Here is a 23,517-nt window from a genome sequence, read left to right on the forward strand (position 1 = left end):
TAGCCTTGCGCGCCACGTTCGCCGTGGCCTGGCGAAAGTTGATCAAAAAACCAACAGTTTCAAAGGCTTGTGCACAGATAAGGTTAGCCTGCCTGTGGATAACCCTTGGAGAACCTCTTGCAGGCCACGGGGAGCGTGGCCTGCGAGGGTTTGTGTGTTTTTTGATCAGCTGCGACCGCGGGATTTCAGCCAGATATCCACACTGTAGATTGCCAGCCCCGCCCAGATAAAGGCGAAGGTGATGATGGTGCTGGTGGTCAGATGCTCGCCATACAGCAGTACGGCCAGCAGCAGAACCAGCGTGGGCGCGAGGTATTGCAGGAAGCCCAGGGTGGTGAACGGCAGGTGGCGGGCTGCGGCGTTGAAGCACACCAGCGGGATCAGCGTTACCGGGCCCGCGGCTGCGAGCCAGATGGCCTGGGTGGTGGTCCAGAATTGTGCTTGTGCGCTGATGGCTGTCGGGTTGAGTGCCAGCCAGATCAATGCCAGTGGCACCAGCATCCAGGTTTCCACCACCAGGCCAGGGAGGGCGGCAACCGGGGCTTTTTTACGGATCAGGCCGTAGAACGCGAAGGTCAATGGCAGCGCCAGTGACACCCAAGGCAGGCTGCCCACGTGCCAGACCTGTTGGGCGACACCAATGGCGGCGAAAGCGACCGCCAGCATTTGCAGGCGCCTGAGCCGTTCGCCCAGTAACAACATGCCCAGCAGTACGTTGACCAGCGGGTTGATGTAATAGCCGAGACTGGCTTCAAGCATGCGGCCGTTGTTCACGGCCCACACGTAGACGATCCAGTTGGCCGCGATCAGCGTGCCGCTCAGTGCCAGTACGGCCAGTCGCTGTGGGTTGTTGCGCAGGTCACGCCACCAGCCGGGATGCTTCCAGAACATCAGCACAATCGAGCCGAAGAGGGCTGACCAAAGCACACGATGGATGATGATCTCGATGGCCGGAACGGCGGAGATAGCCTTGAAGTAGATGGGGAACAGGCCCCAGATGATGTAAGCACTCAGGCCCAGAATGTATCCACGGCGTGGATTGGCAGCTTGCATGGAGCGTCCCTTTAATACAGAAATTTCCGGTTTTATTGTCGGGTGATGCGGTTGATGGTTTTGGTCGTGCTCACGCTGGAGCGCTCGATGTTATACACAGGTTCGGTTGATTCACGACATCTGTGCCGCGTCGCTTGTTCAGGATCGGACGCGGAGCGCCGCACGATAGTTGAGATTATCGTTCCTCACGCTCCAGCGTGGGAATGCCTTGGGTGACGCTCCGCGTCACAGATTTGCGCCGCACCGGACATTCAGGATCGGACGCGGAGCGCCGCACGATAATCTGGGACTCATCAGGTCAAAACAGTTTCAACGGCTCTTCATTCAGCGCCGACATCTGCTCACGCAGGGCCAGGATATGGTCGCCCCAGTAACGCTCGGTGCCGAACCATGGAAAGCTGTGCGGGAACGCAGGGTCGTCCCAGCGACGGGCGAGCCAGGCGCTGTAGTGCATCAGGCGCAGGGCACGCAGTGGTTCGATCAGGGCCAGTTCGCGTGGATCGAAATCATGAAATTCGTTGTAGCCGTCCATCAGCTCCGACAACTGGCCGAGGCGCTCCTGACGATCACCGGCCAGCATCATCCAGATGTCCTGAACGGCAGGGCCAAGGCGGCAGTCGTCCAGGTCGACGATGTGGAACATTTCGTCACGGCACATCATGTTGCCGGGGTGGCAGTCGCCGTGCATGCGAATGTTGGTGTGCGGCGTGGCGGCGTAAACGTCTTCGACACGCTTGAGCAGGTCGCGGGCTACCGACTCGTAAGCCGGAAGCAGGCTGCGCGGGATGCAGTTGTTTTCCAGCAGGTAATTGACCGACGCATGGCCAAAATTATTCACGCCCAGTGCTTCGCGGTGCGCGAACGGTTTGGTCGAGCCGACCGCATGGATACGCCCCAGTAACTGGCCCAGGCGATACAACTGATCCAGATTGCCCGGCTCTGGCGCGCGTCCGCCGCGGCGCGGGAATAGCGTGAAACGAAAACCGGCGTGTTCGAACAGGGTTTCGCCGTTATGCACCATGGGCGCGACGACGGGCACTTCGACCTCGACCAGCTCGTAAGTGAAGCTGTGTTCTTCAAGGATGGCTTCGTTGGTCCAGCGTTGTGGACGATAGAACTTGGCGATCAGCGGCTGACCGTCTTCGATACCGACCTGATACACGCGGTTTTCGTAGCTGTTGAGCGCCAGGATGCGGGCATCGCTGAGAAAACCGATGCTTTCGACAGCATCCAGAACCAGATCGGGAGTAAGTGTTGCAAACGGGTGAGCCATGACTACTCCTGCGCGCAGCAGGTTGCCGCGTCGGACCGCTGATGGTAACGCAGACCGGTCCCGGTTCGCTAAACCCCTTCTGTTTAAAGTGCCCAAGGGTCGAGTTGTCACCAAACGGTCATCCTCCGGTCGCTGTTTAGCCATGTTCGCCACTTAGAGTTGCCGCCAATGAGATCGATCTCAAGCGAGCGACCATGACTGATTTGAAAGAAGTTGCACGACTGGCCGGGGTTTCCCGGGCCACCGCTGCACGCGCCTTCGCAAACCCTGAGGTGGTGCGAGCCGAGACCCGCGAGCGAGTATTCGTCGCTGCCCGTGAACTTGGCTTTCGCCCCAATCGGTTGGGCAGACAGTTACGTCTGCAAACCACCAATCTGATTGGCGTCATTGTGCCAAACCTGCTCAACCCGGTGTTCGCCGAGCAGTTTCAGGCTATGGAGGGAGCGGCGCGGGCACGGGGCTACAACCTGTTGCTGGCGACCACCGACTACAGCGCCGAGCGTGAAAGCGCCGTGGTTGAAGAGTTGCTGCGCCAGCGAGTCGACGGGCTGGTGCTGACCGTAACCGACGCCGAGCACAACCGTGTGCTGGAGAGCCTGGCCATCGAGGACACGCCGTTCGTGCTGGCTTATCACCAGACCGACAATGAGGATTACAGCGCTGTGTCTGTGGATAACCGCGCAGGCATGGCGCTGGCGACGCGGTATCTGATCGACGCCGGTCACCGGCGTATCGCCATGGTCGCAGGCCCGGTCATGCAGTCCGACCGCGCCCGCCTGCGTTACGGAGGCTATCGCGATGCCATGAACGAGCATGGGCTTGAGACGCGGCCGGTGATTGAAATGCCCGCCCATACCAACGCCGATTTCGCCGCGCTCGAACCGCTGTTACGTGGCCCGACCGCGCCCAGCGCGCTGGTCTGTTCCAACGATCTATTGGCTATCAGCCTGATTGCCGAATTGCGTCGCAACGGCTGGGGCGTTCCCGAACGCCTTTCGGTCATCGGCTTCGATGGCATCACGCTGGGCACGCAGATGCACCCGACGCTGTGCAGTGTGGTTCAGCCGATTGGCGAACTGGCGGACATCGTCATCGACCAGTTGCTGTCGCGAATTGCCGGCGCGGCACCGGTTTCTCATTGTCTGCCGTGCCATATCCGGCCCGGCGAAAGCACCCAGCCCTACCAGGAGATGCTTCATGCTCAGCCTAAGTAAAACCCTCGCGGCACTGCTGTTATGTGGTGCGGCCAGCCTCGCCCAGGCCGCCGAAACCGCCATCTGCTACAACTGCCCGCTTGAATGGGCTGACTGGGGCACGCAGCTCAAGGCGATTGCCGACAGCACCGGTGTACAAGTGCCGCTGGACAACAAGAACTCGGGGCAGGCGCTGGCGCAGATCGTCGCCGAGCAGGCCGCGCCGGTTGCTGACGTGGTGTATTACGGTGTGACCTTCGGCCTGCAAGCGCAAAAGGCCGGTGTGGTCGATACCTACAAACCCAAACACTGGGACGACATTCCCGCAGGTCTGAAAGACCCTGAAGGGCACTGGTTCGCCATTCATTCCGGCACGCTGGGCATCATGGTCAACGTCGACGCGCTGGGCGGTCTGCCGGTGCCGCAAAGCTGGGCGGATCTGCTCAAGCCCGAGTACAAGGGCATGGTCGGCTACCTCGACCCCTCCAGTGCATTCGTCGGTTACGTGTCCGCCGTTGCGATCAATCAGGCCATGGGCGGCACACTGGACAACTTCGGTCCGGCCATCGACTACTTCCAGAAGCTGGCGAAGAATTCGCCCATCGTGCCCAAGCAAACCGCGTATGCCCGCGTACTGTCCGGTGAGCTGCCGATTCTGGTCGACTACGACTTCAACGCCTATCGCGCTCGCTACAAGGACAAGGCCAACGTTGCTTTCGTGATTCCCAAGGAAGGCACCATCGGCGTGCCGTACGTGATGAGCATGGTTGCCAAGGCACCGCACCGCGCCAATGCCGAGAAGGTGCTGGATTTCGTCCTGTCTGACGAGGGCCAGGCGCTGTGGGCCAAGGCTTATTTGCGTCCAGTGCGCTCGAAGATGCCTGCCGACGTGGCCGCGCAGTTCCTGCCCGACAGCGATTACGCTCGTGCCGGTGTGGTGGATTACCAGCACATGGCTGCCGTGCAGGAAGCCTTTGCTGCCCGTTATCTGCGTGAGGTGAAGTAATGTCAGCCTCGCCGGGACACGCGCTGGCTCTGCACAAGGGCGGATTTATGAGGCTGCGGCTGCGCCCGACCGCTGCGGTGGCGCTTGCTCCGGCGCTGGCGGTATTGCTGGCATTCTGGCTGTTACCGCTGACCCACCTGATCCTGCTCGGCGCGCAAGGCGCTGACGGCAATGGCAGCGGTTACTGGCAGGTGTTGAGCAGTGCTCAATACCTCGGCAGCCTGGTGCAGACCTGTCTGTTGGCTCTGGTGGTCACACTTGCGGCGTTGCTGGTCGGCGGTATCAGCGGTGTGTTTCTGGCCCGCAACCAGTTTTTCGGACGCTCTGCGCTGGTGGCGTTGCTGACCTTTCCGCTAGCGTTTCCCGGCGTGGTGGTGGGCTTTCTGGTGATTCTGCTGGCCGGTCGCCAAGGCATCTTCGCGGCACTCGGGCTGGAGCTGGCTGGCGAACGCTGGATATTCGCCTATTCGCTGACCGGTTTGTTCATTGGCTACCTGTATTTCTCGATTCCACGCGTGATCCTCACCGTCATGGCCGCTTGCGAAAGCCTGGACCGCAGCCTTGAAGAAGCTGCGCATTCGCTGGGCGCGGGTCATTGGCGCGTGGTGTGCGATGTGATCGTTCCGGGGCTGGTACCCGCTCTGGTGTCCTGCGGTGCAATCTGCTTCGCCACGTCGATGGGCGCATTCGGTACGGCATTTACGCTTGGTACACGCCTGAACGTCACGCCGGTGGCGATCTACAACGTGTTCACCAATTACGCCAACTTCACCGTAGCCGCCGCGCTGTCGGTGATCCTCGGGCTGGTGACGTGGGCGGTGCTGTTACTGGCCCGTCGCATGGTCCGGACATCAGGGGTTGCCCTTTGAAACGTTCACCATTGTTTGCTGCGCAACTAGCGTTCACGTTGCTGGTTTGTGCGTTCATGCTGGTCCCGGTAGTGCTCTCGCTGCTTGCCGGGCTGACCCGCAATTATTTTCTGGGCCTGTCGAGCGGTTTGACATTCGACTGGCTGGTGCAGGTCTGGCAGGCCTATTCACCAACCGTCTGGTTGTCGCTGCAACTGGCTGTGGCCTGCGCGATTTGCGTGTGCCTGGTCGGCGTTCCGGCGGCGTATGCGCTGGTGCGCATGAACAATCGCTTCAGCCGGGCATTTGAAGAACTGATGGTTCTCCCCGTCGCCATGCCCGGCCTGGCCAGCGCCCTGGCGTTGCTGCTGACCTACGGCCAGTTCGGCAGCTTTCGCAGCAGCTGGCTGTTCATTCTGGTGGGCCATGTGTTGTTCACATTGCCGTTTCTGGTACGCCCGGTCATGGCGGTCATGCAGCGTCAACAGTTGCCGGTTCTTGAAGAGGCTGCCGCCAGTCTGGGCGCTGGCCCGATCAAGCGTTTTTTCAGCGTAGTAGTACCGAACTGCCGGGCCGGAATTCTGGCCGGTGTGCTGATGGTTGTGACCCTGTCGCTGGGCGAGTTCAACCTGACATGGATGCTGCACACGCCGATGACCAAGACTCTGCCGGTCGGTCTGGCCGACAGCTACGCCTCAGCCCGACTGGAAGTCGCCAGCGCCTACACCCTTCTTTTTCTGTTGCTGATTGTGCCGCTGCTGATTGCGTTACAGGCCATCAGTGCGCGTCTTGCCCGTGGAGAGAACCGATGAGCGGAACCACCATTCGCCTGAAAGGCTGCCGCAAGGCATTTGCCGACGGCACCGTTGCTGTACAGGATTTGCACTTGACCATCGAACCTGGCGAAACGCTGGCGATTCTCGGTCCGTCCGGTTGCGGCAAGACCACCACCTTGCGTCTGATCGCAGGGTTGGAGCGGCCGGATGTCGGTCAGGTGCTGTTCGATGATCAGGACGTCACGCGCCTGCCTATCGAGCGGCGTGACGTCGGTATGGTGTTTCAGAACTACGCGCTGTTCCCGAATCTCGACGTGGCCGGCAACATTGTCTACGGCCTTAAGATTCGCGGCCTGTCGCCTGTCGAACGAAGCAAGCGTTGCGATGAGTTGCTGGAACTGGTTGGCCTGACCGGTCATGGCAATCGTCGTGTCAACGAACTCTCCGGCGGTCAGCGTCAACGGGTCGCGTTGGCCAGAGCGCTGGCACCGCGTCCGCGGGTGCTGCTGCTCGACGAGCCGCTGGCGGCACTGGATGCGCAGTTGCGTGAGCGCTTGCGCAGCGAGCTTGACCAGTTGTTGCGTGGGTTGGGCATCACCTCGGTGTTCGTCACCCACGATCAGGGCGAAGCCATGGCCTTGGGCGACCGGATTCTGGTCATGGAAAAAGGCTGCGTGTCGCAGTTGGCGACGCCCAGGGAAATCTATCAACAGCCGGCCAATGCGTTTGTCGCAGGATTTGTCGGCAACCTCAATGCGTTCAGCGTGGTCGAGCACACACCATCCGGTCTCAAGGTACGCGGCGGCGAGCTGCCATGGAGTGGCACTGATCTGCCGGGCACGGTGTATTGCCGCCCGGAGCATCTGCGTTTGATGCCGGAGCGCGGGCACCTTCAGGGTCGCCTGGTCGGGCAGTTTTTTCAGGGGGCGCAAAGCCGCTTGCTGGTCGATGTCGGTGGTCCGCAACCACTGTTGGTAGACAGCACCGACAACGTTATTCACGCCACCAACGCTGCCATCGCCTTGAGTGTCGAGCCGCAGGCGCTGTTCACCCTGCATTCGTAACATCGTTTCCGTAGAGAGATTATTTTGAATCGTCCGTTTCTTATTGCCCAGATCAGTGACTTGCACCTCAAAGCCGACGGCCGCCTGACCTATGGCGTGGTCGATACCCTGGGTGCATTGCGCCGCGCAGTCGCACACATCAACGCCAGCAAGCAGCGTCCTGACATTGTGGTGATCAGTGGTGATCTGGTGGACTTCGGGCGTGAGGACGAATACGCCGTGCTCAAGCCTGAGCTGGAACGCCTGCACATGCCGTTCTATCTGGTGCCCGGCAATCATGACGATCGACACAACCTGCTGGCGGCGTTTGCCGAACAGGTGTACCTGCCATTGTCGGCCAGCGGACCTCTGGACTGGGTGGTGGAGAAATACCCGGTACGTCTGATCGGCATGGACACGACCATTCCCGGCGAGCATGGCGGGCGACTGGATTACTGTCAGTTGGACTGGTTGCACGCGCAGCTGTCACGTCGTCCTTATGTACCGACGGTGATCATCCTGCATCATCCGCCGTTCATTACCGGCATAGGGCACATGGACCGCGAACCCTTCGGCAACGCGTCGGCGCTGGAGCGTGTGATTGCCCAGCATCCGCAAGTGGAGCGTTTGTTGTGCGGGCATTTGCATCGCCCCATGCAGCGGCGTTTTGGTGGCAGCGTGGCAAGCATCTGCCCTGGCACCTCACACCAGATCGTGCTGGACCTCGACGACGCCGCGCCTGCCCATTTCAACCTGGAACCGGCCGGCTACGTACTGCATCGCTGGCATTCGGAACAGGGGTTTGTCAGCCACAATGCTGTGTTCGGCGACTTTGAAGGGCCATACCCGTTCTACGATGTGAACGGGTTGATTGATTGACTGATTGCTCATCGTTCCCACGCTCTGCGCCCGGCGTGATACTCAAGTCTTGATGAGCCCGGAAAGCGGGGCTCGACGCGCAGTATCAGGCGGAGTAAAGATCCTTGTGGGAGTGAGCTTGCTCACGAAGACGATGTTTCAATCGATGCATTTTCTACGATCATGCAGCCCTCTTCGCGAACAAGTTCGCTCCCACGGCCTCCGGCCAGAATCAATAGCAGACCTTTATATAACGATGAGCGATCTGCGTCCTCTTCCTGATTGCCGATCAGGCGCCGATAACGCCGCCATCTTCCCGGGTGATGACCATCACCGATGAGCGCGGTTTACCGTTGGGCAAATGCTCGGGGAAGGTAGAGCCACCGTTTTCGCCGGGATGCTGAATGCCGATGAACATGGTTTTGTAGTCCGGCGCAAAGCTGATGCCGGTGATTTCGCAACCAATCGGCCCGACCAGAAAACGACGAATTTCGCCGCTGGCAGGGTCGGCGCAGAGCATCTGGTTGTTGCCCATGCCTGCAAAATCGCCCTTGTTGCTTGAGTCGCCATCGGTCTGAATCCACAGCCTGCCGGCTTCATCAAAGCTCAGGCCGTCGGGGCTGTTGAACATGTTCTGCGCGTTGATATTGCTCGACCCGGCCTGCGGCGTACCGGCATGCACAGTCGGGTTACCCGCGACCACGAACAGGTCCCAGTCGAAGGTCATCGCTGAGGGATTGCTGTCTTCTTCGCTCCAGCGCAGGATCTGCCCGTACTGGTTCTTGGCGCGCGGATTAGGCCCGCCTACAGGCTGACCCTCTTCGCCACGTTTGACGTTATTGGTCAGTGTGCAATAGACCTGACCGTCCTTGGGGCTGACCACGATCCACTCCGGGCGGTCCATGCGCGTGGCTTTTACAACGCTGGCCGCCAGGCGCGCGTGAATCAGCACTTCTGCCTGATTGTTGAAACCGGCAGCCGCATCCAGGCCATTCTTGCCATGAGTCAGTTCGACCCACTGGCCCTTGCCTTTCGGATGATCCGGATTGCTGTCGCCTGCATCGAACTGCGCCACGTACAAGGTGCCGTGGTCAAGCAGGTTACGGTTGGCTTTGGGGTTCTGATGATCGATCTTGTCGCGGCTGATGAATTTGTAGATGAACTCGCCACGCTCGTCGTCGCCCATGTACACCACGGCGCGGCCACCCTTGGTTTGGGTGAACGCTGCATTCTCATGCTTGAAGCGACCGAGTGCAGTGCGTTTGACGGGTGTGGACTTGGGATCGAACGGATCGATCTCGACCACCCAGCCATGACGATTGATCTCGTTGGGGTTTTTCGCAACGTCGAAGCGTGGGTCGTGCGGGTGCCAGTTGATCTCCTTGCTGGCGGCAACCACGCCATAGCGCTTCATGCCGGCGTCGAACTTCTGCTCGGCGTTGCTGCTGCCGAAGCAATCAGTGAAGTTCTCTTCGCAGGTCAGGTAAGTGCCCCACGGCGTCTGGCCGCTGGAGCAGTTTTGAAATGTGCCGAGCGCCTGGGTGCCGGCCTTGTCGGCCTCCGTTTTGAGCCAGTCGTGCCCGGCTGCCGGACCACTCAGGCTGATCGGCGTGTTGCCATGAATGCGACGGTTGTAGCGCGAGTCCTGAACGAACTGCCATTTACCATTGTGCTGCTGCACTTCGATCACGGAAACGCCTTCTGCAGCCAGTGCCTTTTGCACTTCTTCAGATGATTGCGGCTCTTTGCCGTGATCGAAAAGGTAGCGGTAGTTGGTGTATTCGTTGTTGATCGCCATCAGCGCGCGATCCTTGTGGCCTGGCATCGGGAACAGGCACATGCCGTCGTTGTTGTCGCCGAACTGCACTTCCTGAGCCTGGGCTGTGCCCTTGCCGCTCGGGTCGAAAGCCGGGCCGCCTGCCTGCAAAGGCTGGCCCCAACTGATCAGAACCGATGAGGTGTAGCCTTGCGGCAGGCTGATGCTGTCGGCGGTGGCGGCAGGGATGCTCTGGAAACCCAGCAATGTGCCCGACGCTGCGCTGATGCTGTTCGCGAGAACCGAGCGGCTCAACAGGTTGCCACCCAGAAACATCGCTGCGCCGCACAGGGCACCTGCGCTGATGAAGCCACGGCGGGTGAGGCCGACCTTGTCCGTGCCGACCAGGTTTTCCAGATCGGTGGTTTGATTTTCTTCTAATAGTTTCATGATCACGGCTCCCTCAAATATGGCAGCCACCTTAGTGCGCGCATATGACGGAATTGTGTCGCTGTAATGACTTGCCGACGCTTACATCGGTATGCCCAGCAATACCAGTGAAGCGGCAAATCTTGCCTGCACCGTGGAGCCCGTTTTCAACTGCTGTGCTTGCAGGTGCTCAGGTGTCGCCAGGGCGCACAGCGTCTGGCCGCCGGGGAGTGTGATGCGTACTTCGCTTGGGCCATCTTCGGCGTCGGTCACGGTGTCGATTCGGCCGATCAGGCAATTGTTTCTATTTGTTTCTTCGCTGTTGTCTGCATGCAATTCCAGCCAGCCGGCCTTGATCAGTGCAACCACTTCCGTGCCGTTCTCCAGCTCCAGACGCAGGGTGCTGTCATGGGTGACCTGTGCTTCGATAAACACCTCGCCAGCCAATTGCAGGCGAACCTGATCGTTGTGCCCCTGACGGTTGATGCTGACGATCCGCCCCAGCAACTGGTTGCGTGCGCTGGTACGCAAGGTCAGGCGATTGAGCAGGTCAAGGTCGCTGCTGTCTTCGGTCACTTCCAGCACTTGGGCCTGCAATGCCTGCACTCGCTGATAAAGACGCAGCACTCGCTCGCCCTCTACCGACAGCTTTGCGCCGCCACCACCGCGTCCGCCGACACTGCGTTCTACCAGCGGCTTTTGCGCCAGATTGTTCAGCTCATCAATGGCATCCCAGGCCGCCTTGTAGCTCAGGCCTGCGCTTTTCGCGGCACGGGTGATCGAGCCCTGTTCGGCAATGTGCTGCAACAGCGCGATACGTTGCGGGCGGTGGACCATGTGTTGCGTCAGCAGGGTGGGTAGCGACATGGCGATCTGCGATAGTCGAGTAGGAGAGGGCAGTATGATCGCTCTCGCGCATGGCGTCGAAACCGGACGCGGAGCGTGTGCCGTATGACTATCGTGCCAATGCTCCGCGTTGGCATGCCTTTCGTGACGCTCTGCGTCACAATGCTGCGCCGCCCCGCACGCTGAAGATCGGACGCGGAGCGTCCAGGGCTGCGCTACCACGCGGAGCGTGGGAGCGATGAGAATATTAGCCCGCAGCGCCCAATCAATCCCCCGGCCTGGGCGTCCTCGCCAGGCAATACACATCCACCCGCCGCGCACCGGCGGTGTTCAATAAACCTGCAATGACCTCTGCTGTCGAGCCGGTGGTCAGAACGTCATCGACCAGCGCCAGGTGCCGGCCTTTTACCCAGTCGGGATCAATCAGGGTGAAAGCACCGCGCAGGTTGCGTTTGCGGGCCTTGGCGTCCAGGCCCTGTTGCGCGGTTGTCTCGCGGCTGCGCAACACATGCCCTTCGTCGACAGGCAGTTGCAGCTGTTTACCCAGCCACCCGGCCAGCATCGCCGCCTGGTTATAGCCGCGCTGGCGCAGGCGTTTGTTGGCGAGAGGAACAGGAATCAGGTAATCGGGACGTGGCAGGTCTTCCTCGAAACGGTGTTGTAGAAACTGCCCACACAGCTCGGCCAGCAGGCGTCCCATCGGCCATTTACCGTTATGTTTGAAACGGGTGATCAGGCTGTCCACCGGGAAGTCGTACAGCCACGGCGCGATCACCTGAGCAAATCCGGGAGGGCGCTTGCAACATTGCGCGCAGCTCATGCCGGAAATGGGTAACGGCAGCGCACAGCAGTCGCACTGGCTGCCCAGCCACGGCAATTCGGCTTCGCACGGCACGCAGACAGGCATCGGCACCTCGCTGCGCTCATCGCATAACAAACAGTTTTGTTTGTTTTTTAACCAGATGTAAACCTCGTATTGGCGGTTGGGTTGACAGCGCATGGCTCTTCCTTAAATATGCCCGACATCCGTGTAGCGCATGGTGCATTTACGCCCTCGCGCATTGCCCAGAAACACCAAGGAGCCGCCCGATGAGCGCCAGCACCACCGCCACTTTGCGTCACGACTGGACTTTAGCCGAGGTCAGGGCGCTGTTCGTACAGCCATTCAATGACCTGCTGTTTCAGGCGCAAACGGTGCACCGCGCTCATTTCGACGCCAACCGTGTGCAGGTTTCCACGCTGCTGTCGATCAAGACCGGCGCTTGCCCGGAAGACTGCAAGTACTGTCCGCAGTCCGGTCACTACAACACCGGTCTCGAGAAAGAGAAACTGCTGGAAGTGCAGAAGGTGCTTGAGGAAGCAGCGCGTGCCAAAGCCATTGGTTCGACCCGTTTCTGCATGGGCGCGGCCTGGAAGCATCCCTCCGCCAAGGACATGCCTTACGTGCTGGAGATGGTCAAAGGCGTGAAAGCCATGGGCATGGAAACCTGCATGACCCTGGGCCGTCTCGATCAGGAGCAGACCGAAGCGCTGGCCACTGCGGGCCTGGATTACTACAACCATAACCTGGACACCTCGCCGGAGTTCTACGGCAGCATCATCACCACCCGTACATACAGCGAGCGCCTGCAAACGCTGGCCTACGTGCGCGATGCCGGGATGAAGATCTGCTCTGGCGGTATTCTGGGCATGGGCGAGTCCCTTGACGACCGCGCAGGGCTGCTGATTCAGCTGGCGAACCTGCCGGAGCACCCGGAGTCGGTGCCCATCAACATGCTGGTCAAGGTTGCCGGCACTCCGCTGGAAAACGCCGAGGACGTCGACCCGTTCGACTTCATCCGCATGCTCGCGGTGGCACGGATTCTCATGCCGCAATCCCATGTGCGTTTGTCTGCCGGGCGTGAAGCGATGAACGAGCAGATGCAGGCGCTGGCATTTTTCGCCGGTGCCAACTCGATTTTCTACGGCGACAAGCTGCTGACCACCGCCAACCCGCAAGCCGACAAGGACATGCTGCTGTTCTCGCGTCTGGGCATCAAACCCGAAGCGGGCGAAGGGCACGCCGACGAAGTGCATCAGGCCGCCATCGAACAGGCTCTGGTCGAGCAGCAAAGCAGCTCGATGTTCTACGACGCTGCCTCTGCCTGATCCGTTGAACGGGCTGGCATGTTCCGGCCCGTTTTTGAATTGTCATCTTCCGGACCGGGGCCTGCATGTCTTTCGATCTCCGCACGCGCCTCGATGCCCGTCGCGCCGCACACCTCTATCGTCAGCGTCCGCTGCTGCAAAGTCCGCAAGGGCCGCAGGTCATCGTCGACGGCCAGCCTTTGCTGGCGTTCTGCAGCAACGATTACATGGGGCTGGCCAATCATCCCGAGGTGATCGCTGCCTGGCAGGCGGGTGCCGAGCGCTGGGGCGTGGGTGGCGGGGCGTCGCATCTGGTGATTGGCCACAGCACGCCGCACCACGAACTGGAAGAGGCGCTGGCCGAGCTGACCGGTCGTCCTCGTGCCCTGTTGTTCTCCAATGGCTACATGGCCAACCTCGGCGCGGTGACAGCCTTGGTCGGGCAGGGCGATACAGTTCTGGAAGACCGCCTCAATCATGCCTCGCTGCTGGATGCCGGTCTGCTCAGCGGCGCACGGTTCTCGCGCTATCTGCACAACGATGTGACCAGCCTCACAAGCCGCCTGGAGAAATCCGTGGGCGATACGCTGGTGGTCACTGACGGCGTGTTCAGTATGGATGGCGACATCGCTGACTTGCCTGCGCTGGCGCAGGCTGCGAAGGCCAAGGGTGCCTGGCTGATGGTGGATGACGCCCACGGCTTCGGGCCGCTGGGTGCAAACGGCGCCGGAATCGTCGAGCACTTCGGCCTGAGCATGGAGGATGTGCCGGTACTGGTCGGCACCCTCGGTAAATCGTTCGGCACCTCTGGAGCATTCGTGGCCGGCAGTGAAGAGTTGATCGAAACCTTGATCCAGTTCGCCCGGCCCTACATTTACACCACCAGCCAGCCACCTGCGCTGGCCTGCGCGACCTTGAAAAGCCTGCAATTGCTGCGTACCGAACATTGGCGCCGCGAGCATCTGGCGAGCCTGATCCAGCAGTTTCGTCAGGGGGCCGAGCAGATCGGCCTGCAATTGATGGACAGCTTTACGCCAATCCAGCCAATCCTGATCGGCGATGCCGGACGGGCTCTGCGTCTGTCGCAGTTGCTTCGTGAGCGTGGCTTGCTGGTGACGGCGATTCGTCCGCCGACCGTGCCTGCGGGCAGTGCCCGATTGCGCGTAACGTTGTCTGCCGCGCACAGTGAGGCCGACGTACAGCTATTATTAGAGGCTCTGGAGCAGTGCTACCCGCTGCTGGATGCAAGTGAATCAACGGAGCCCGTCCATGCGTGATCGTTTGATTCTACTGCCGGGCTGGGGGCTGGGCGTTTCGCCGCTGGAGCCGCTTGCCGCTGCATTGCGCGGGCTTGACGAGCATTTGCGGGTCGAAATCGAGCTGTTGCCGGACATCGACAGCTGCGACCTGTCTGACTGGCTCGACGAACTGGATGCCAACCTGCCGGATAACGCCTGGCTGGGCGGCTGGTCGCTGGGCGGCATGCTTGCCGCCGAGCTGGCAGCACGGCGTGGCGAAGGTTGCTGCGGGCTGCTGACCCTGGCCAGTAATGCCTGTTTCGTCACCCAGGGCGCGTGGCCGAATGCGATGCCCGCGCAGGATTTCGATGCGTTTCTGGCCGGCTGTTCTGCTGACCCCGATGCGACCCTCAAGCGTTTCAGCCTGTTATGCACTCAAGGCGCAGAAGACTCACGCGGTCTCGCCCGGTTGCTCAAGGCTGGCGCGCCGCACAGCTCCAAAACCGCTTTGGTCGATGGGCTGAAGATACTCCAGCAACTCGATACACGTGGCGCGCTGCAAACCTATCGCGGCCCGCAACTGCATCTGTTTGCCGGACTCGATGCATTCGTGCCGGCTGAAGCTGCAAGTGATCTGCTGGCCTTGTTGCCGGATGTCGAGGTCGGTCTGATCGAACAGGCCAGCCATGCATTTCTTCTGGAAAATCCCCACGGAGTAGCCGCTGCGATTCACGCCTTTCTGCACGAGTTGGACGATGACTGATCTTTCTATGCCCAAACCGCCCTCTGTCCTGCCTGACAAACGACAGGTCGCCGCGTCTTTTTCCCGGGCAGCGGGCAGCTATGACAGTGTGGCCGAACTACAGCGCAGAGTCGGCAGCGAGCTGCTGTCGCGTCTGCCTGCGCAGTGCAGCCCGGCTCGCTGGCTGGATCTGGGTAGCGGCACAGGCTATTTCAGCCGGGCGCTGGATCAGGTTTTCAGTGGCAGCGAAGGCATCGCGCTGGATATCGCCCAAGGCATGTTGCGGCATGCGCAGCCATTGGGTGGTGCACAGCACTTTGTAGCAGGTGATGCCGAGCACCTGCCACTGCGTGATCAGAGTTGCGGGCTGATTTTTTCCAGCCTCGCCGTGCAGTGGTGTGCGGATTTCGCCGCGGTGCTGCGTGAGGCTCACCGTGTATTGCAACCTGGCGGTGTGTTTGCCTTCGCCAGCCTGTGTGTCGGCACGCTGTACGAGTTGCGCGACAGCTGGCAGGCAGTCGACGGCCAAGTTCATGTGAACCGCTTTCGTCACGAAGATGATTATCGGCAGTTGTGCGGTGCCAGCGGTTTACAGGTGCGCAGCCTGGACGTGTGCCCGCAGATATTGCATTACCCCGATGTGCGCAGCCTTACGCATGAGCTGAAAGCGCTCGGGGCGCATAACCTCAACCCTGGGCGGCCCAGTGGCCTGACCGGACGCGAGCGGATCAAGGGCATGGTTCAGGCCTACGAAGCCTTCCGTCAGGAAGCCGGTCTGCCCGCTACCTATCAAGTGGTGTACGCGGTGCTTGAAAAAGCCTGACGGCTCCACGTTATGAGGAGGATTACCGAGATGAGCGCTGCCTATTTCATCACCGGAACCGATACTGACGCTGGCAAGACCACGATAGCTACCGGTTTGCTGCATGCCGCCCGGTTGAAGGGCTTGAGCACCGCCGCGGGCAAGCCTGTGGCGTCCGGCTGTGTGGTGACTGCACAGGGGCTGCGCAATTCCGACGCGCTGGCGTTGCAGGCCGAGTGCTCTATCGAGCTGGATTACGATGAAGTCAATCCATTGGCTTTCGAACCGGCCATTGCGCCGCATCTGGCTGCGCGCGAGGCAGGTGTCGTATTGACTGTCAACTCGTTGCTGCAGCCGATGCAGCATATTCTGGATAAACAGGCCGACTTCACCTTGATCGAAGGCGCTGGCGGCTGGCGCGTGCCCTTGGCCGGGCAGAGCAATCTGTCCGATCTGGCCATTGCGCTGGATCTGCCGATCATTCTGGTGGTGGGCGTGCGTCTGGGCTGTATCAATCATGCGCTGCTGACTGCCGAAGCCATCGCCCGGGACGGTCTGCACCTGGCAGGCTGGGTGGCCAACGTCATAGACGCAAACACCTCGCGGCTTGAGGAAAACCTCGCCACACTGGTCGAGCGTCTGCCTGCACCCTGTCTTGGACGAGTGCCACGACTGAACGAGGCAAGCGTCGAAAATGTGGCGCAATACCTTGAATTAGGGCAACTGCGCTGACAGCGTCGCTATCTTGCTGACAGGCAACATTGTTTTGGTTTTTTCAAGAGTCAGGCTATCATGCGGCCTAGTGCCATTAGTCTATTTGTCGAGTATTTACGCGCAAATACTGGTTCAATGACACGTGTTCGTTTTTTGAACTGAGGATCGGCTTATGCAAATCACAATGAACAACACCCTCTACCCGGGCCTTAGCGCTATGCAGGTCGGGCAAGGTCGTGTGGATCAGGCGGCCACCCAGATCGCCAGCTCCAACATCGAAGTGTCGGGCAGAAGTCAGTCTTCCGACTTTCAGCTCGAAAACCTGCGTTCCGTCGACCGCAGCCAGCGCTCTGACCTGTCTGCCAATATTGTCGAGCTCAACGCTGGCAAGAGCCAGGTCGAAGCCGGGGTTGCAGTTCAGAAGGCCAGCGACGAAGCGCTTGGTACCCTGATCGACACTTACGCTTAATACCCTGTGTTCTACAGCTTCGTGTAACGCCAACGCCGTGCCACACCTGCACGGCGTCGTTTGCTGAATTGCCCGCCATCACCCTCCTGTATCGCCCCCGTAACACCTTCCGCCCTCGACTAAACTTGCGCTTACGTTTTCCTGCGCCTGATGCCTTTGCCTGCGCGGTCTGTGGAGCAGCATGGACGAATGGTGCGCGCTTCGCTATTGACAAGATTTAGGCGTAAACGTATGTTTCAAACACCTGTTTGACCGCAAGGCATACGAGATTGTCTGGTGCTTGAGGCTATGCTTTCAGCGACCGCCCGGTCATTCGTTCCAGGATTCATCAGCAGAGGTTTATCGCTATGCCTGACTACAAGGCCCCCTTGCGTGATATTCGTTTCGTCCGTGATGAGCTGCTCGGTTATGAAGCGCACTATCAAAGTCTGCCAGCCTGTCATGACGCCACTCCGGACATGGTCGACGCCATTCTCGAAGAGGGTGCCAAGTTCTGCGAGCAGGTTCTGGCACCGCTGAACCGGGTGGGTGATACCGAGGGCTGCACCTGGAGCGAGTCGGGCGTGAAGACTCCGACCGGTTTCAAACAGGCTTACAAGCAATTTGTCGAGGGCGGATGGCCGAGTCTGGCGCATGACGTTGCGCATGGCGGCCAGGGCTTGCCCGAGTCGCTGGGTCTGGCGGTGAGCGAGATGGTCGGTGAAGCGAACTGGTCTTGGGGCATGTACCCTGGCCTGTCGCATGGTGCGATGAACACCATCTCCGAACACGGCACCCCCGAGCAGCAGGACGCCTACCTGACCAAGCTGGTCTCCGGCGAATGGACCGGCACCATGTGCCTGACCGAATCTCACTGCGGCACTGACCTGGGCATGCTGCGCACCAGGGCTGAACCTCAGGCTGACGGGACTTACAAGGTTACCGGCACCAAGATTTTCATTTCCGCTGGTGAACACGACATGGCCGATAACATCGTCCACATCGTGCTGGCGCGTCTGCCGGACGCACCGGCTGGCACAAAAGGCATTTCTCTGTTCATCGTGCCCAAGTTCCTCTCGGCTACCGATGGCAGCATTGGTGAGCGCAATGCGGTTAACTGCGGCTCGATCGAACACAAGATGGGCATCCACGGCAACGCCACCTGCGTGATGAACTTCGACGGCGCTACCGGCTACCTGATCGGGCCGCCGAACAAGGGCCTGAACTGCATGTTCACGTTCATGAACACCGCGCGTCTGGGCACTGCACTGCAAGGTCTGGCGCATGCCGAAGTGGCCTTCCAGGGCGGCTTGCAATATGCCCGTGACCGTCTGCAGATGCGTTCGTTGACCGGTCCGAAAGCACCGGACAAGGCCGCTGACCCGATCATCGTCCACCCTGACGTGCGCCGCATGCTATTGACCATGAAGGCTTTCGCCGAAGGCACGCGTGCCATGGTGTACTTCACGGCCAAACAGGTCGATATCGTCAAGTACAGCGAAGACCCGGAGCAAAAGAAAGCCGCCGACGCATTGCTGGCATTCATGACACCGATTGCCAAGGCCTTCATGACCGAAGTGGGCTTTGAAGCCGCCAACCACGGTGTGCAGATCTACGGCGGTCACGGTTTCATTGCCGAGTGGGGCATGGAGCAGAACGTTCGCGACAGCCGGATTTCGATGCTGTACGAAGGCACCACCGGTATTCAGGCCCTCGACCTGCTGGGCCGTAAAGTGCTGATGACCCAGGGCGAAGCGCTCAAGGGTTTCACCAAGATCGTCCACAAGTTCTGTCAGGGCAATGAGGGTAACGAAGCCGTTCAGGAATTCGTGACGCCGTTGGCCGCGCTGAACAAGGAGTGGGGCGACCTGACCCTGAAAGTCGGCATGGCGGCCATGAAGGATCGCGAGGAAGTCGGCGCCGCTTCGGTGGATTACATCATGTTCTCCGGTTATGCCTGCCTGGCCTACTTCTGGGCCGACATGGCGCGTCTTGCGGCCGAGAAGCTGGCGGCCGGTACATCGGACGAGGCGTTCTACCGCGCCAAGATTCAGACCGCGCGTTTCTACTTCCAGCGCATCCTGCCGCGCACTCGCACGCACGTTGCAGCCATCCTGTCGGGCGCTGCCAACCTGATGGACATGAAAGAAGAAGACTTCGGCCTGGCTTACTAAGCTTCGCTACGGTCATGAAAACCGCCTGATCGCTGATCAGGCGGTTTTTTTATGGGTGCGTTTTGGCTCATTGTTAACACCAATCTCAACGAGACTTTGGGGAGCGCTGACATCCCGATACCTCTCGTTCCCACTCCGCGTGGTAATGCATTTCGTGACGCTCTGCGTCATATTGCAGCCATAGCGCATCATTAAATCCGGTCCGAGATACAGGTAGCACCAACGCCCGCGACTTCCGCAATAAACATTTCCGACCTCCTGCCGTTACAGAAAGTAGCTCGTTTAGTGATCCTGCCGATGCATTGTTCGCTGGCGGAGGGCACAATGCCATCAGATCAGCCATTCATTCAGATGCCGGGTAGGAGATAACCCCTTTTGTTGCGTCCATCAGCTGCGCGATTGAGTCATTTTTTGCCTTCACTGGGTCTGTTGGTGGCGGGGCTGGCGGCTGCGTACGTAAAGGACCTGAACGTCTTCTTCACATCGCTTTTCAATGTGCTGCCCACGCTGGTCCTGCTGTTGGGCGGTGCGTATTGCTGTGTTTACCGGCGTCAGCGCGAGCTGTTTCTGATGCTCACCGTGTATATCGCCTACTACCTGCTGGATACCCAGACCGACTTTTACCGTGATAACGGCAAGGTCCGTGAGGATGCGGCGGTGATTTTCCACCTGGTCTGCCTGCTGCTACCGGTGCTGTTCGGGCTGTATGCCGCGTGGGAAGAGCGTACCCATCTGTTTCAGGATATGGTCGCGCGGCTTGCGGTATTGGTGGCGGTAGGCAGTGTGGCGCTGGGTCTTGAACAGAGTTATCCGGTCGAACTGCAAGTCTGGCTGGCCGACATCCGCTGGCCTGCGCTGCATGGCGCATGGATGAGTCTGATTCAGCTGTCCTATGCCATGTTCCTGGTGTCATTCGGGGTGTTGATCTGGCAATACCTGGAAAAACCGCGACCGCTGCACGCCGCGCAGATTGTCGGCCTGCTGGGGTTGTTCTGGGCACTGCCGAAAACCTTCATCCTGCCGTTCACGCTGAATATTCTCTGCAGTCAGGTGATGCTGATGATTGCCGCCGCCGTGGCCCACGAGGCCTATCAGATGGCCTTCCGCGACGAGCTCACCGGGTTGCCTGGGCGACGGGCGCTCAATGAGCGCATGCAGCGTCTGGGTCGCAACTATGTGCTGGCGATGAGCGACGTGGATCACTTCAAGAAATTCAACGACACCCACGGCCACGATGTGGGCGATCAGGTGCTGCGTCTGGTGGCCAGCAAGCTGTCGAAAATCACCAACGGTGGCGGCAAGGCGTATCGCTATGGGGGCGAAGAGTTCGCCATCGTTTTTGCCGCCAAGACCATTGATGAATGCATGCCGCATCTGGAAGCCATCCGCGAGACCATCGCCAATTACGAGATTCAGTTGCGCAACAAGGACAATCGCCCTCAGGACGATCAGCAAGGCCGACAACGCCGCGGTGGAGCGCAGGCAGGCAGCGTGTCGGTGACTGTCAGTATCGGCGTTGCCGAACGCCAGCCGGAGCATCGCACGCCGGAAGAGGTGCTCAAGAGTGCTGACCAGGCGCTGTATGCGGCCAAGGGGGCCGGGCGCAACTGCGTGGTCGCTTACGGGCAGTTGAACCGGCGCGGCGCTGTTCGTACGACCGAAGCGGCCACCTGAGGCAATCCTGCTATTTTTCCGTGACCTGCGGTGACTATTCAGTCATGACACGACCCTATGTCTCTGAAATGTTGTTCGGGTAGACTCGTGAAACTCGACTGCTGATCTGCGTCTCTGCATGCATCGATCAGCCTCCAACAGAATTTCGCTCCGTGTTCACGAGGTTTGCCATGGCTGACTACAAAGCGCCACTGCGCGATATGCGCTTCGTCCTCAATGAAGTCTTCGAGGTTTCCAGGCTTTGGGCGCAACTGCCCGAGCTGGCCGAAGCAGTCGACGCTGAAACGGTCGAGGCCATTCTTGAAGAAGCCGGTAAAGTCACCAGCAAGACCATTGCCCCGCTGAGCCGTAATGGTGACGAGGAGGGCTGTCACTGGAAAGACACCGTCGTGACCACACCTGCGGGTTTCCCCGAGGCCTACCGGATCTACGCCGAAGGCGGCTGGGTCGGCGTGGGCGGTAACCCCGAGTTTGGCGGCATGGGCATGCCCAAGGTGGTATCGGCCCAGGTCGAAGAGATGCTCAACTCTGCCAGCCTCGCTTTCGGCCTGTACGCGATGCTGACCTCCGGTGCCTGCGTGTCCATCAACACCCACGCCACCGAAGAGCTCAAGGCCAAATTCCTGCCCAATATGTATTCGGGCGTCTGGGCTGGTTCGATGTGCCTGACCGAGGCCCACGCAGGTACTGACCTGGGCATCATTCGCACTCGGGCCGAACCGCAGGCTGACGGTGCCTACAAGATCACCGGCAGCAAGATTTTCATCACCGGCGGCGAACACGACCTGACCGAAAACATCATTCATCTGGTCTTGGCCAAGCTGCCGGATGCACCGCCTGGGCCGAAAGGCATTTCGCTGTTTCTGGTGCCCAAGTTCATGGTCGGCGACGACGGCAGCCTTGGCGGGCGCAATGCCGTCAGCTGTGGCTCGATCGAGCACAAGATGGGTATTCAGGCTTCGGCGACCTGCGTGATGAACTTCGACGACGCTATCGGCTACCTGATCGGGGAACCGGACAAAGGGCTGGCAGCGATGTTCACGATGATGAACTACGAGCGCCTGGGCGTTGGTATTCAGGGGCTGGCGTCGGGCGTGCGGTCTTACCAGAGCGCCGTCGAGTATGCGCTGGATCGTTTACAGAGCCGCGCCCCGACCGGTGCGCAGAACCAGGACAAGGCTGCTGACCCGATCATCGTTCACCCCGATGTGCGTCGCATGCTCTTGACCATGAAGGCGTTCAACGAAGGCGGTCGGGCGTTTTCCAGTTACGTCGCCTTGCAACTGGATATTGCCAAGTTCAGCGAAGACGATATCGCGCGCAAGCGTGCCGATGATCTGGTGGCGCTGTTGACCCCGGTCGCCAAGGCGTTCCTGAGTGATATCGGTCTGGAAACCACCGTTCATGGCCAGCAGGTTTTTGGCGGTCACGGTTACATCCGCGAGTGGGGCCAGGAACAACTGGTACGTGACGTGCGCATCACGCAGATCTACGAAGGCACCAACGGCATTCAGGCGCTGGACCTGGTGGGACGCAAGATCGTCGGTTCGAACGGCGCGTTCTATCAGTTGTTTTCGGATGAAGTGCGCCAGTTCATCAATGGCGCAGATGGCGCACTCAACGAGTTCACCCAGCCGCTGGCAAAAGCCTTGAACATGCTGGATGAGCTGACTGGCTGGGTGCTGGATCGCTCGCGCGGCAACCCCAATGAAATCGGCGCTGCATCCGTGGAGTACCTGCATCTGTTTGGTTACACCGCCTACGGCTACATGTGGGCGATGATGGCCAAGGCAGCGCTCGGTAAAGAGCAGCAGGAGGAGTTCTATGCGAGCAAGCTGGGCACCGCACGCTTCTACTTCGCGCGCTTGCTGCCGCGTATCCACTCGCTGGACGCTTCGGTACGTGCTGGCAGCGAATCGCTGTTCCTGCTGGAGGCGTCACAATTCTGACTTGAAAAAGTCGTGTAAGCATTAACTTACACGACGTGGTGCACATTGGCCTCTTCCCAAAAAAGGGATCCAAAGTTAATCTTCACCCATGGACGTAGCGCAGGACGCGCAACAAGACATAACAGGGACACGTAGGGAAGCCTGCCAGGACGGTGGGGTGAAAGGGAAATCAGGGAAACAGTCTGGAAAGCCCCGCTTAGGCGGGGTTTTCTTTGTCTGCGTTTTAACGATTCGGTTTTTCCTGCCCGCAGAACTCTGTCTTGCGCATGCACTACCCATGCGTGTGGCAGTCATCTCCCGAGAAAGAATAATGGCGTCGTGCCAGAGCCGGTTGAACCCTCACCGACAGCAAGGGTCGATTAGCTGTATGGCCAATCAGAGCCAATTCAATCAGGAGCTTTTCATGGACATCATTCGTATCATTTTCGCCATTCTGCTGCCTCCGGTAGGCGTGTTCATGCAAGTAGGCTTTGCTGGCGCTTTTTGGCTGAATATCCTGCTGACCCTGCTGGGTTATATCCCCGGCATCATCCACGCGATTTACATCATCGTCTCGCGCAAGTAACAC

General features: G+C 59.8%; 21 protein-coding genes. 16 read left to right on the plus strand and 5 right to left on the minus strand.

Translation table 11 applies throughout. The annotated features are described in order from the left end of the window. Window positions 1-165: 165 nt before the first annotated feature. Both rarD and RGM3321_RS09015 read right to left on the minus strand, forming a co-directional pair. Window positions 166-1,053 (minus strand): EamA family transporter RarD, encoded by an 888-nt coding sequence (gene rarD, locus RGM3321_RS09010; protein ID WP_244392714.1) that lies wholly within the window; start codon window positions 1,051-1,053, stop codon window positions 166-168. Window positions 1,054-1,351: 298 nt separating this feature from the next. Further along, window positions 1,352-2,326 carry a serine/threonine protein kinase gene (locus tag RGM3321_RS09015; RefSeq protein WP_244392716.1) on the minus strand — a complete coding sequence of 325 codons (975 nt, stop codon included), beginning with the start codon at window positions 2,324-2,326 and terminating at the stop codon, window positions 1,352-1,354. Between the two features lie 194 nt (window positions 2,327-2,520). Between RGM3321_RS09015 and RGM3321_RS09020 the strand changes: the two genes are divergently transcribed. The 6 genes from RGM3321_RS09020 to RGM3321_RS09045 are packed head-to-tail and all read left to right on the plus strand — an operon-like array spanning window position 2,521 to window position 8,071. Next, window positions 2,521-3,540, plus strand: a complete 1,020-nt coding sequence (locus RGM3321_RS09020; RefSeq protein ID WP_244392718.1) for a substrate-binding domain-containing protein — start codon at window positions 2,521-2,523, stop codon at window positions 3,538-3,540. After that, a complete protein-coding gene (locus RGM3321_RS09025; RefSeq protein ID WP_244392720.1) occupies window positions 3,524-4,525 on the plus strand; it encodes an ABC transporter substrate-binding protein in 1,002 nt (333 codons plus the stop codon). Before RGM3321_RS09020 ends, RGM3321_RS09025 begins: the two co-directional genes overlap by 17 nt. Then, window positions 4,525-5,394 carry an ABC transporter permease gene (locus RGM3321_RS09030; RefSeq protein WP_244392722.1) on the plus strand — a complete coding sequence of 290 codons (870 nt, stop codon included), beginning with the start codon at window positions 4,525-4,527 and terminating at the stop codon, window positions 5,392-5,394. Before RGM3321_RS09025 ends, RGM3321_RS09030 begins: the two co-directional genes overlap by 1 nt. Then, window positions 5,391-6,185 (plus strand): ABC transporter permease subunit, encoded by a 795-nt coding sequence (locus RGM3321_RS09035; RefSeq protein WP_244392724.1) that lies wholly within the window; start codon window positions 5,391-5,393, stop codon window positions 6,183-6,185. The genes RGM3321_RS09030 and RGM3321_RS09035 overlap by 4 nt, the downstream gene beginning before the upstream one ends. After that, on the plus strand, window positions 6,182-7,213 hold the full coding sequence (locus RGM3321_RS09040; RefSeq protein ID WP_244392726.1) for an ABC transporter ATP-binding protein: 1,032 nt from the start codon (window positions 6,182-6,184) through the stop codon (window positions 7,211-7,213). The genes RGM3321_RS09035 and RGM3321_RS09040 overlap by 4 nt, the downstream gene beginning before the upstream one ends. A gap of 24 nt (window positions 7,214-7,237) precedes the next feature. Continuing rightward, window positions 7,238-8,071, plus strand: coding sequence for a phosphodiesterase (locus tag RGM3321_RS09045; RefSeq protein ID WP_244392727.1), 834 nt, complete (start codon window positions 7,238-7,240; stop codon window positions 8,069-8,071). 268 nt (window positions 8,072-8,339) lie between these two features. On the opposite strand, the gene RGM3321_RS09050 is transcribed toward RGM3321_RS09045, so the two are convergent. From RGM3321_RS09050 to RGM3321_RS09060, 3 genes are all read right to left on the minus strand, one after another. After that, on the minus strand, window positions 8,340-10,256 hold the full coding sequence (locus RGM3321_RS09050) for a PhoX family phosphatase (protein WP_244392729.1): 1,917 nt from the start codon (window positions 10,254-10,256) through the stop codon (window positions 8,340-8,342). A gap of 81 nt (window positions 10,257-10,337) precedes the next feature. Continuing rightward, a complete protein-coding gene (locus RGM3321_RS09055; protein ID WP_244392731.1) occupies window positions 10,338-11,102 on the minus strand; it encodes a TOBE domain-containing protein in 765 nt (254 codons plus the stop codon). Between the two features lie 244 nt (window positions 11,103-11,346). Then, window positions 11,347-12,081 carry a ComF family protein gene (locus RGM3321_RS09060; protein ID WP_244392732.1) on the minus strand — a complete coding sequence of 245 codons (735 nt, stop codon included), beginning with the start codon at window positions 12,079-12,081 and terminating at the stop codon, window positions 11,347-11,349. Window positions 12,082-12,170: 89 nt separating this feature from the next. On the opposite strand from RGM3321_RS09060, the gene bioB reads away from it, so the two are divergent. From bioB to RGM3321_RS09110, 10 genes are all read left to right on the plus strand, one after another. Continuing rightward, entirely contained in the window at window positions 12,171-13,229 is a 1,059-nt protein-coding gene (gene bioB / locus RGM3321_RS09065; RefSeq protein WP_002555574.1) for a biotin synthase BioB, read from the plus strand. Window positions 13,230-13,294: 65 nt separating this feature from the next. Further along, the gene (gene bioF / locus RGM3321_RS09070) at window positions 13,295-14,485 is read left to right on the plus strand and encodes an 8-amino-7-oxononanoate synthase (RefSeq protein ID WP_244392733.1); all 1,191 of its coding nucleotides are present in this window, start codon (window positions 13,295-13,297) and stop codon (window positions 14,483-14,485) included. Further along, entirely contained in the window at window positions 14,478-15,209 is a 732-nt protein-coding gene (locus RGM3321_RS09075; RefSeq protein ID WP_244392734.1) for an alpha/beta fold hydrolase, read from the plus strand. The genes bioF and RGM3321_RS09075 overlap by 8 nt, the downstream gene beginning before the upstream one ends. Next, window positions 15,202-16,011 (plus strand): malonyl-ACP O-methyltransferase BioC, encoded by an 810-nt coding sequence (gene bioC / locus RGM3321_RS09080; RefSeq protein ID WP_244392735.1) that lies wholly within the window; start codon window positions 15,202-15,204, stop codon window positions 16,009-16,011. The genes RGM3321_RS09075 and bioC overlap by 8 nt, the downstream gene beginning before the upstream one ends. Window positions 16,012-16,041: 30 nt before the next feature. Then, on the plus strand, window positions 16,042-16,722 hold the full coding sequence (gene bioD / locus RGM3321_RS09085) for a dethiobiotin synthase (protein ID WP_244392736.1): 681 nt from the start codon (window positions 16,042-16,044) through the stop codon (window positions 16,720-16,722). A 154-nt stretch (window positions 16,723-16,876) separates the two neighbouring features. Next, a complete protein-coding gene (locus RGM3321_RS09090) occupies window positions 16,877-17,173 on the plus strand; it encodes a hypothetical protein (RefSeq protein ID WP_004654758.1) in 297 nt (98 codons plus the stop codon). 347 nt (window positions 17,174-17,520) lie between these two features. Continuing rightward, window positions 17,521-19,326 (plus strand): phenylacyl-CoA dehydrogenase, encoded by a 1,806-nt coding sequence (locus RGM3321_RS09095; RefSeq protein WP_244392737.1) that lies wholly within the window; start codon window positions 17,521-17,523, stop codon window positions 19,324-19,326. 375 nt (window positions 19,327-19,701) lie between these two features. Further along, the gene (locus RGM3321_RS09100; protein ID WP_244392738.1) at window positions 19,702-21,000 is read left to right on the plus strand and encodes a GGDEF domain-containing protein; all 1,299 of its coding nucleotides are present in this window, start codon (window positions 19,702-19,704) and stop codon (window positions 20,998-21,000) included. A 170-nt stretch (window positions 21,001-21,170) separates the two neighbouring features. After that, window positions 21,171-22,949 (plus strand): acyl-CoA dehydrogenase C-terminal domain-containing protein, encoded by a 1,779-nt coding sequence (locus RGM3321_RS09105; protein WP_244392740.1) that lies wholly within the window; start codon window positions 21,171-21,173, stop codon window positions 22,947-22,949. 403 nt (window positions 22,950-23,352) lie between these two features. Then, entirely contained in the window at window positions 23,353-23,514 is a 162-nt protein-coding gene (locus tag RGM3321_RS09110) for a YqaE/Pmp3 family membrane protein (RefSeq protein ID WP_002555565.1), read from the plus strand. The last annotated feature ends 3 nt before the right edge of the window (window positions 23,515-23,517 follow it).

It is taken from the genome of Pseudomonas sp. RGM 3321, from assembly GCF_022836805.1.
In the GTDB taxonomy this organism is placed as follows: domain Bacteria; phylum Pseudomonadota; class Gammaproteobacteria; order Pseudomonadales; family Pseudomonadaceae; genus Aquipseudomonas.

Bases quoted from the DNA above. Each gene is read 5' to 3' on its own strand.
- rarD (WP_244392714.1), bottom strand. From the start codon at position 1,053: ATGCAAGCTGCCAATCCACGCCGTGGATACATTCTGGGCCTGAGTGCT.
- RGM3321_RS09015 (WP_244392716.1), bottom strand. From the start codon at position 2,326: ATGGCTCACCCGTTTGCAACACTTACTCCCGATCTGGTTCTGGATGCT.
- RGM3321_RS09020 (WP_244392718.1), top strand. From the start codon at position 2,521: ATGACTGATTTGAAAGAAGTTGCACGACTGGCCGGGGTTTCCCGGGCC.
- RGM3321_RS09025 (WP_244392720.1), top strand. From the start codon at position 3,524: ATGCTCAGCCTAAGTAAAACCCTCGCGGCACTGCTGTTATGTGGTGCG.
- RGM3321_RS09030 (WP_244392722.1), top strand. From the start codon at position 4,525: ATGTCAGCCTCGCCGGGACACGCGCTGGCTCTGCACAAGGGCGGATTT.
- RGM3321_RS09040 (WP_244392726.1), top strand. From the start codon at position 6,182: ATGAGCGGAACCACCATTCGCCTGAAAGGCTGCCGCAAGGCATTTGCC.
- RGM3321_RS09050 (WP_244392729.1), bottom strand. From the start codon at position 10,256: ATGAAACTATTAGAAGAAAATCAAACCACCGATCTGGAAAACCTGGTC.
- RGM3321_RS09055 (WP_244392731.1), bottom strand. From the start codon at position 11,102: ATGTCGCTACCCACCCTGCTGACGCAACACATGGTCCACCGCCCGCAA.
- RGM3321_RS09060 (WP_244392732.1), bottom strand. From the start codon at position 12,081: ATGCGCTGTCAACCCAACCGCCAATACGAGGTTTACATCTGGTTAAAA.
- bioB (WP_002555574.1), top strand. From the start codon at position 12,171: ATGAGCGCCAGCACCACCGCCACTTTGCGTCACGACTGGACTTTAGCC.
- bioF (WP_244392733.1), top strand. From the start codon at position 13,295: ATGTCTTTCGATCTCCGCACGCGCCTCGATGCCCGTCGCGCCGCACAC.
- RGM3321_RS09075 (WP_244392734.1), top strand. From the start codon at position 14,478: ATGCGTGATCGTTTGATTCTACTGCCGGGCTGGGGGCTGGGCGTTTCG.
- bioC (WP_244392735.1), top strand. From the start codon at position 15,202: ATGACTGATCTTTCTATGCCCAAACCGCCCTCTGTCCTGCCTGACAAA.
- bioD (WP_244392736.1), top strand. From the start codon at position 16,042: ATGAGCGCTGCCTATTTCATCACCGGAACCGATACTGACGCTGGCAAG.
- RGM3321_RS09090 (WP_004654758.1), top strand. From the start codon at position 16,877: ATGCAAATCACAATGAACAACACCCTCTACCCGGGCCTTAGCGCTATG.
- RGM3321_RS09095 (WP_244392737.1), top strand. From the start codon at position 17,521: ATGCCTGACTACAAGGCCCCCTTGCGTGATATTCGTTTCGTCCGTGAT.
- RGM3321_RS09105 (WP_244392740.1), top strand. From the start codon at position 21,171: ATGGCTGACTACAAAGCGCCACTGCGCGATATGCGCTTCGTCCTCAAT.
- RGM3321_RS09110 (WP_002555565.1), top strand. From the start codon at position 23,353: ATGGACATCATTCGTATCATTTTCGCCATTCTGCTGCCTCCGGTAGGC.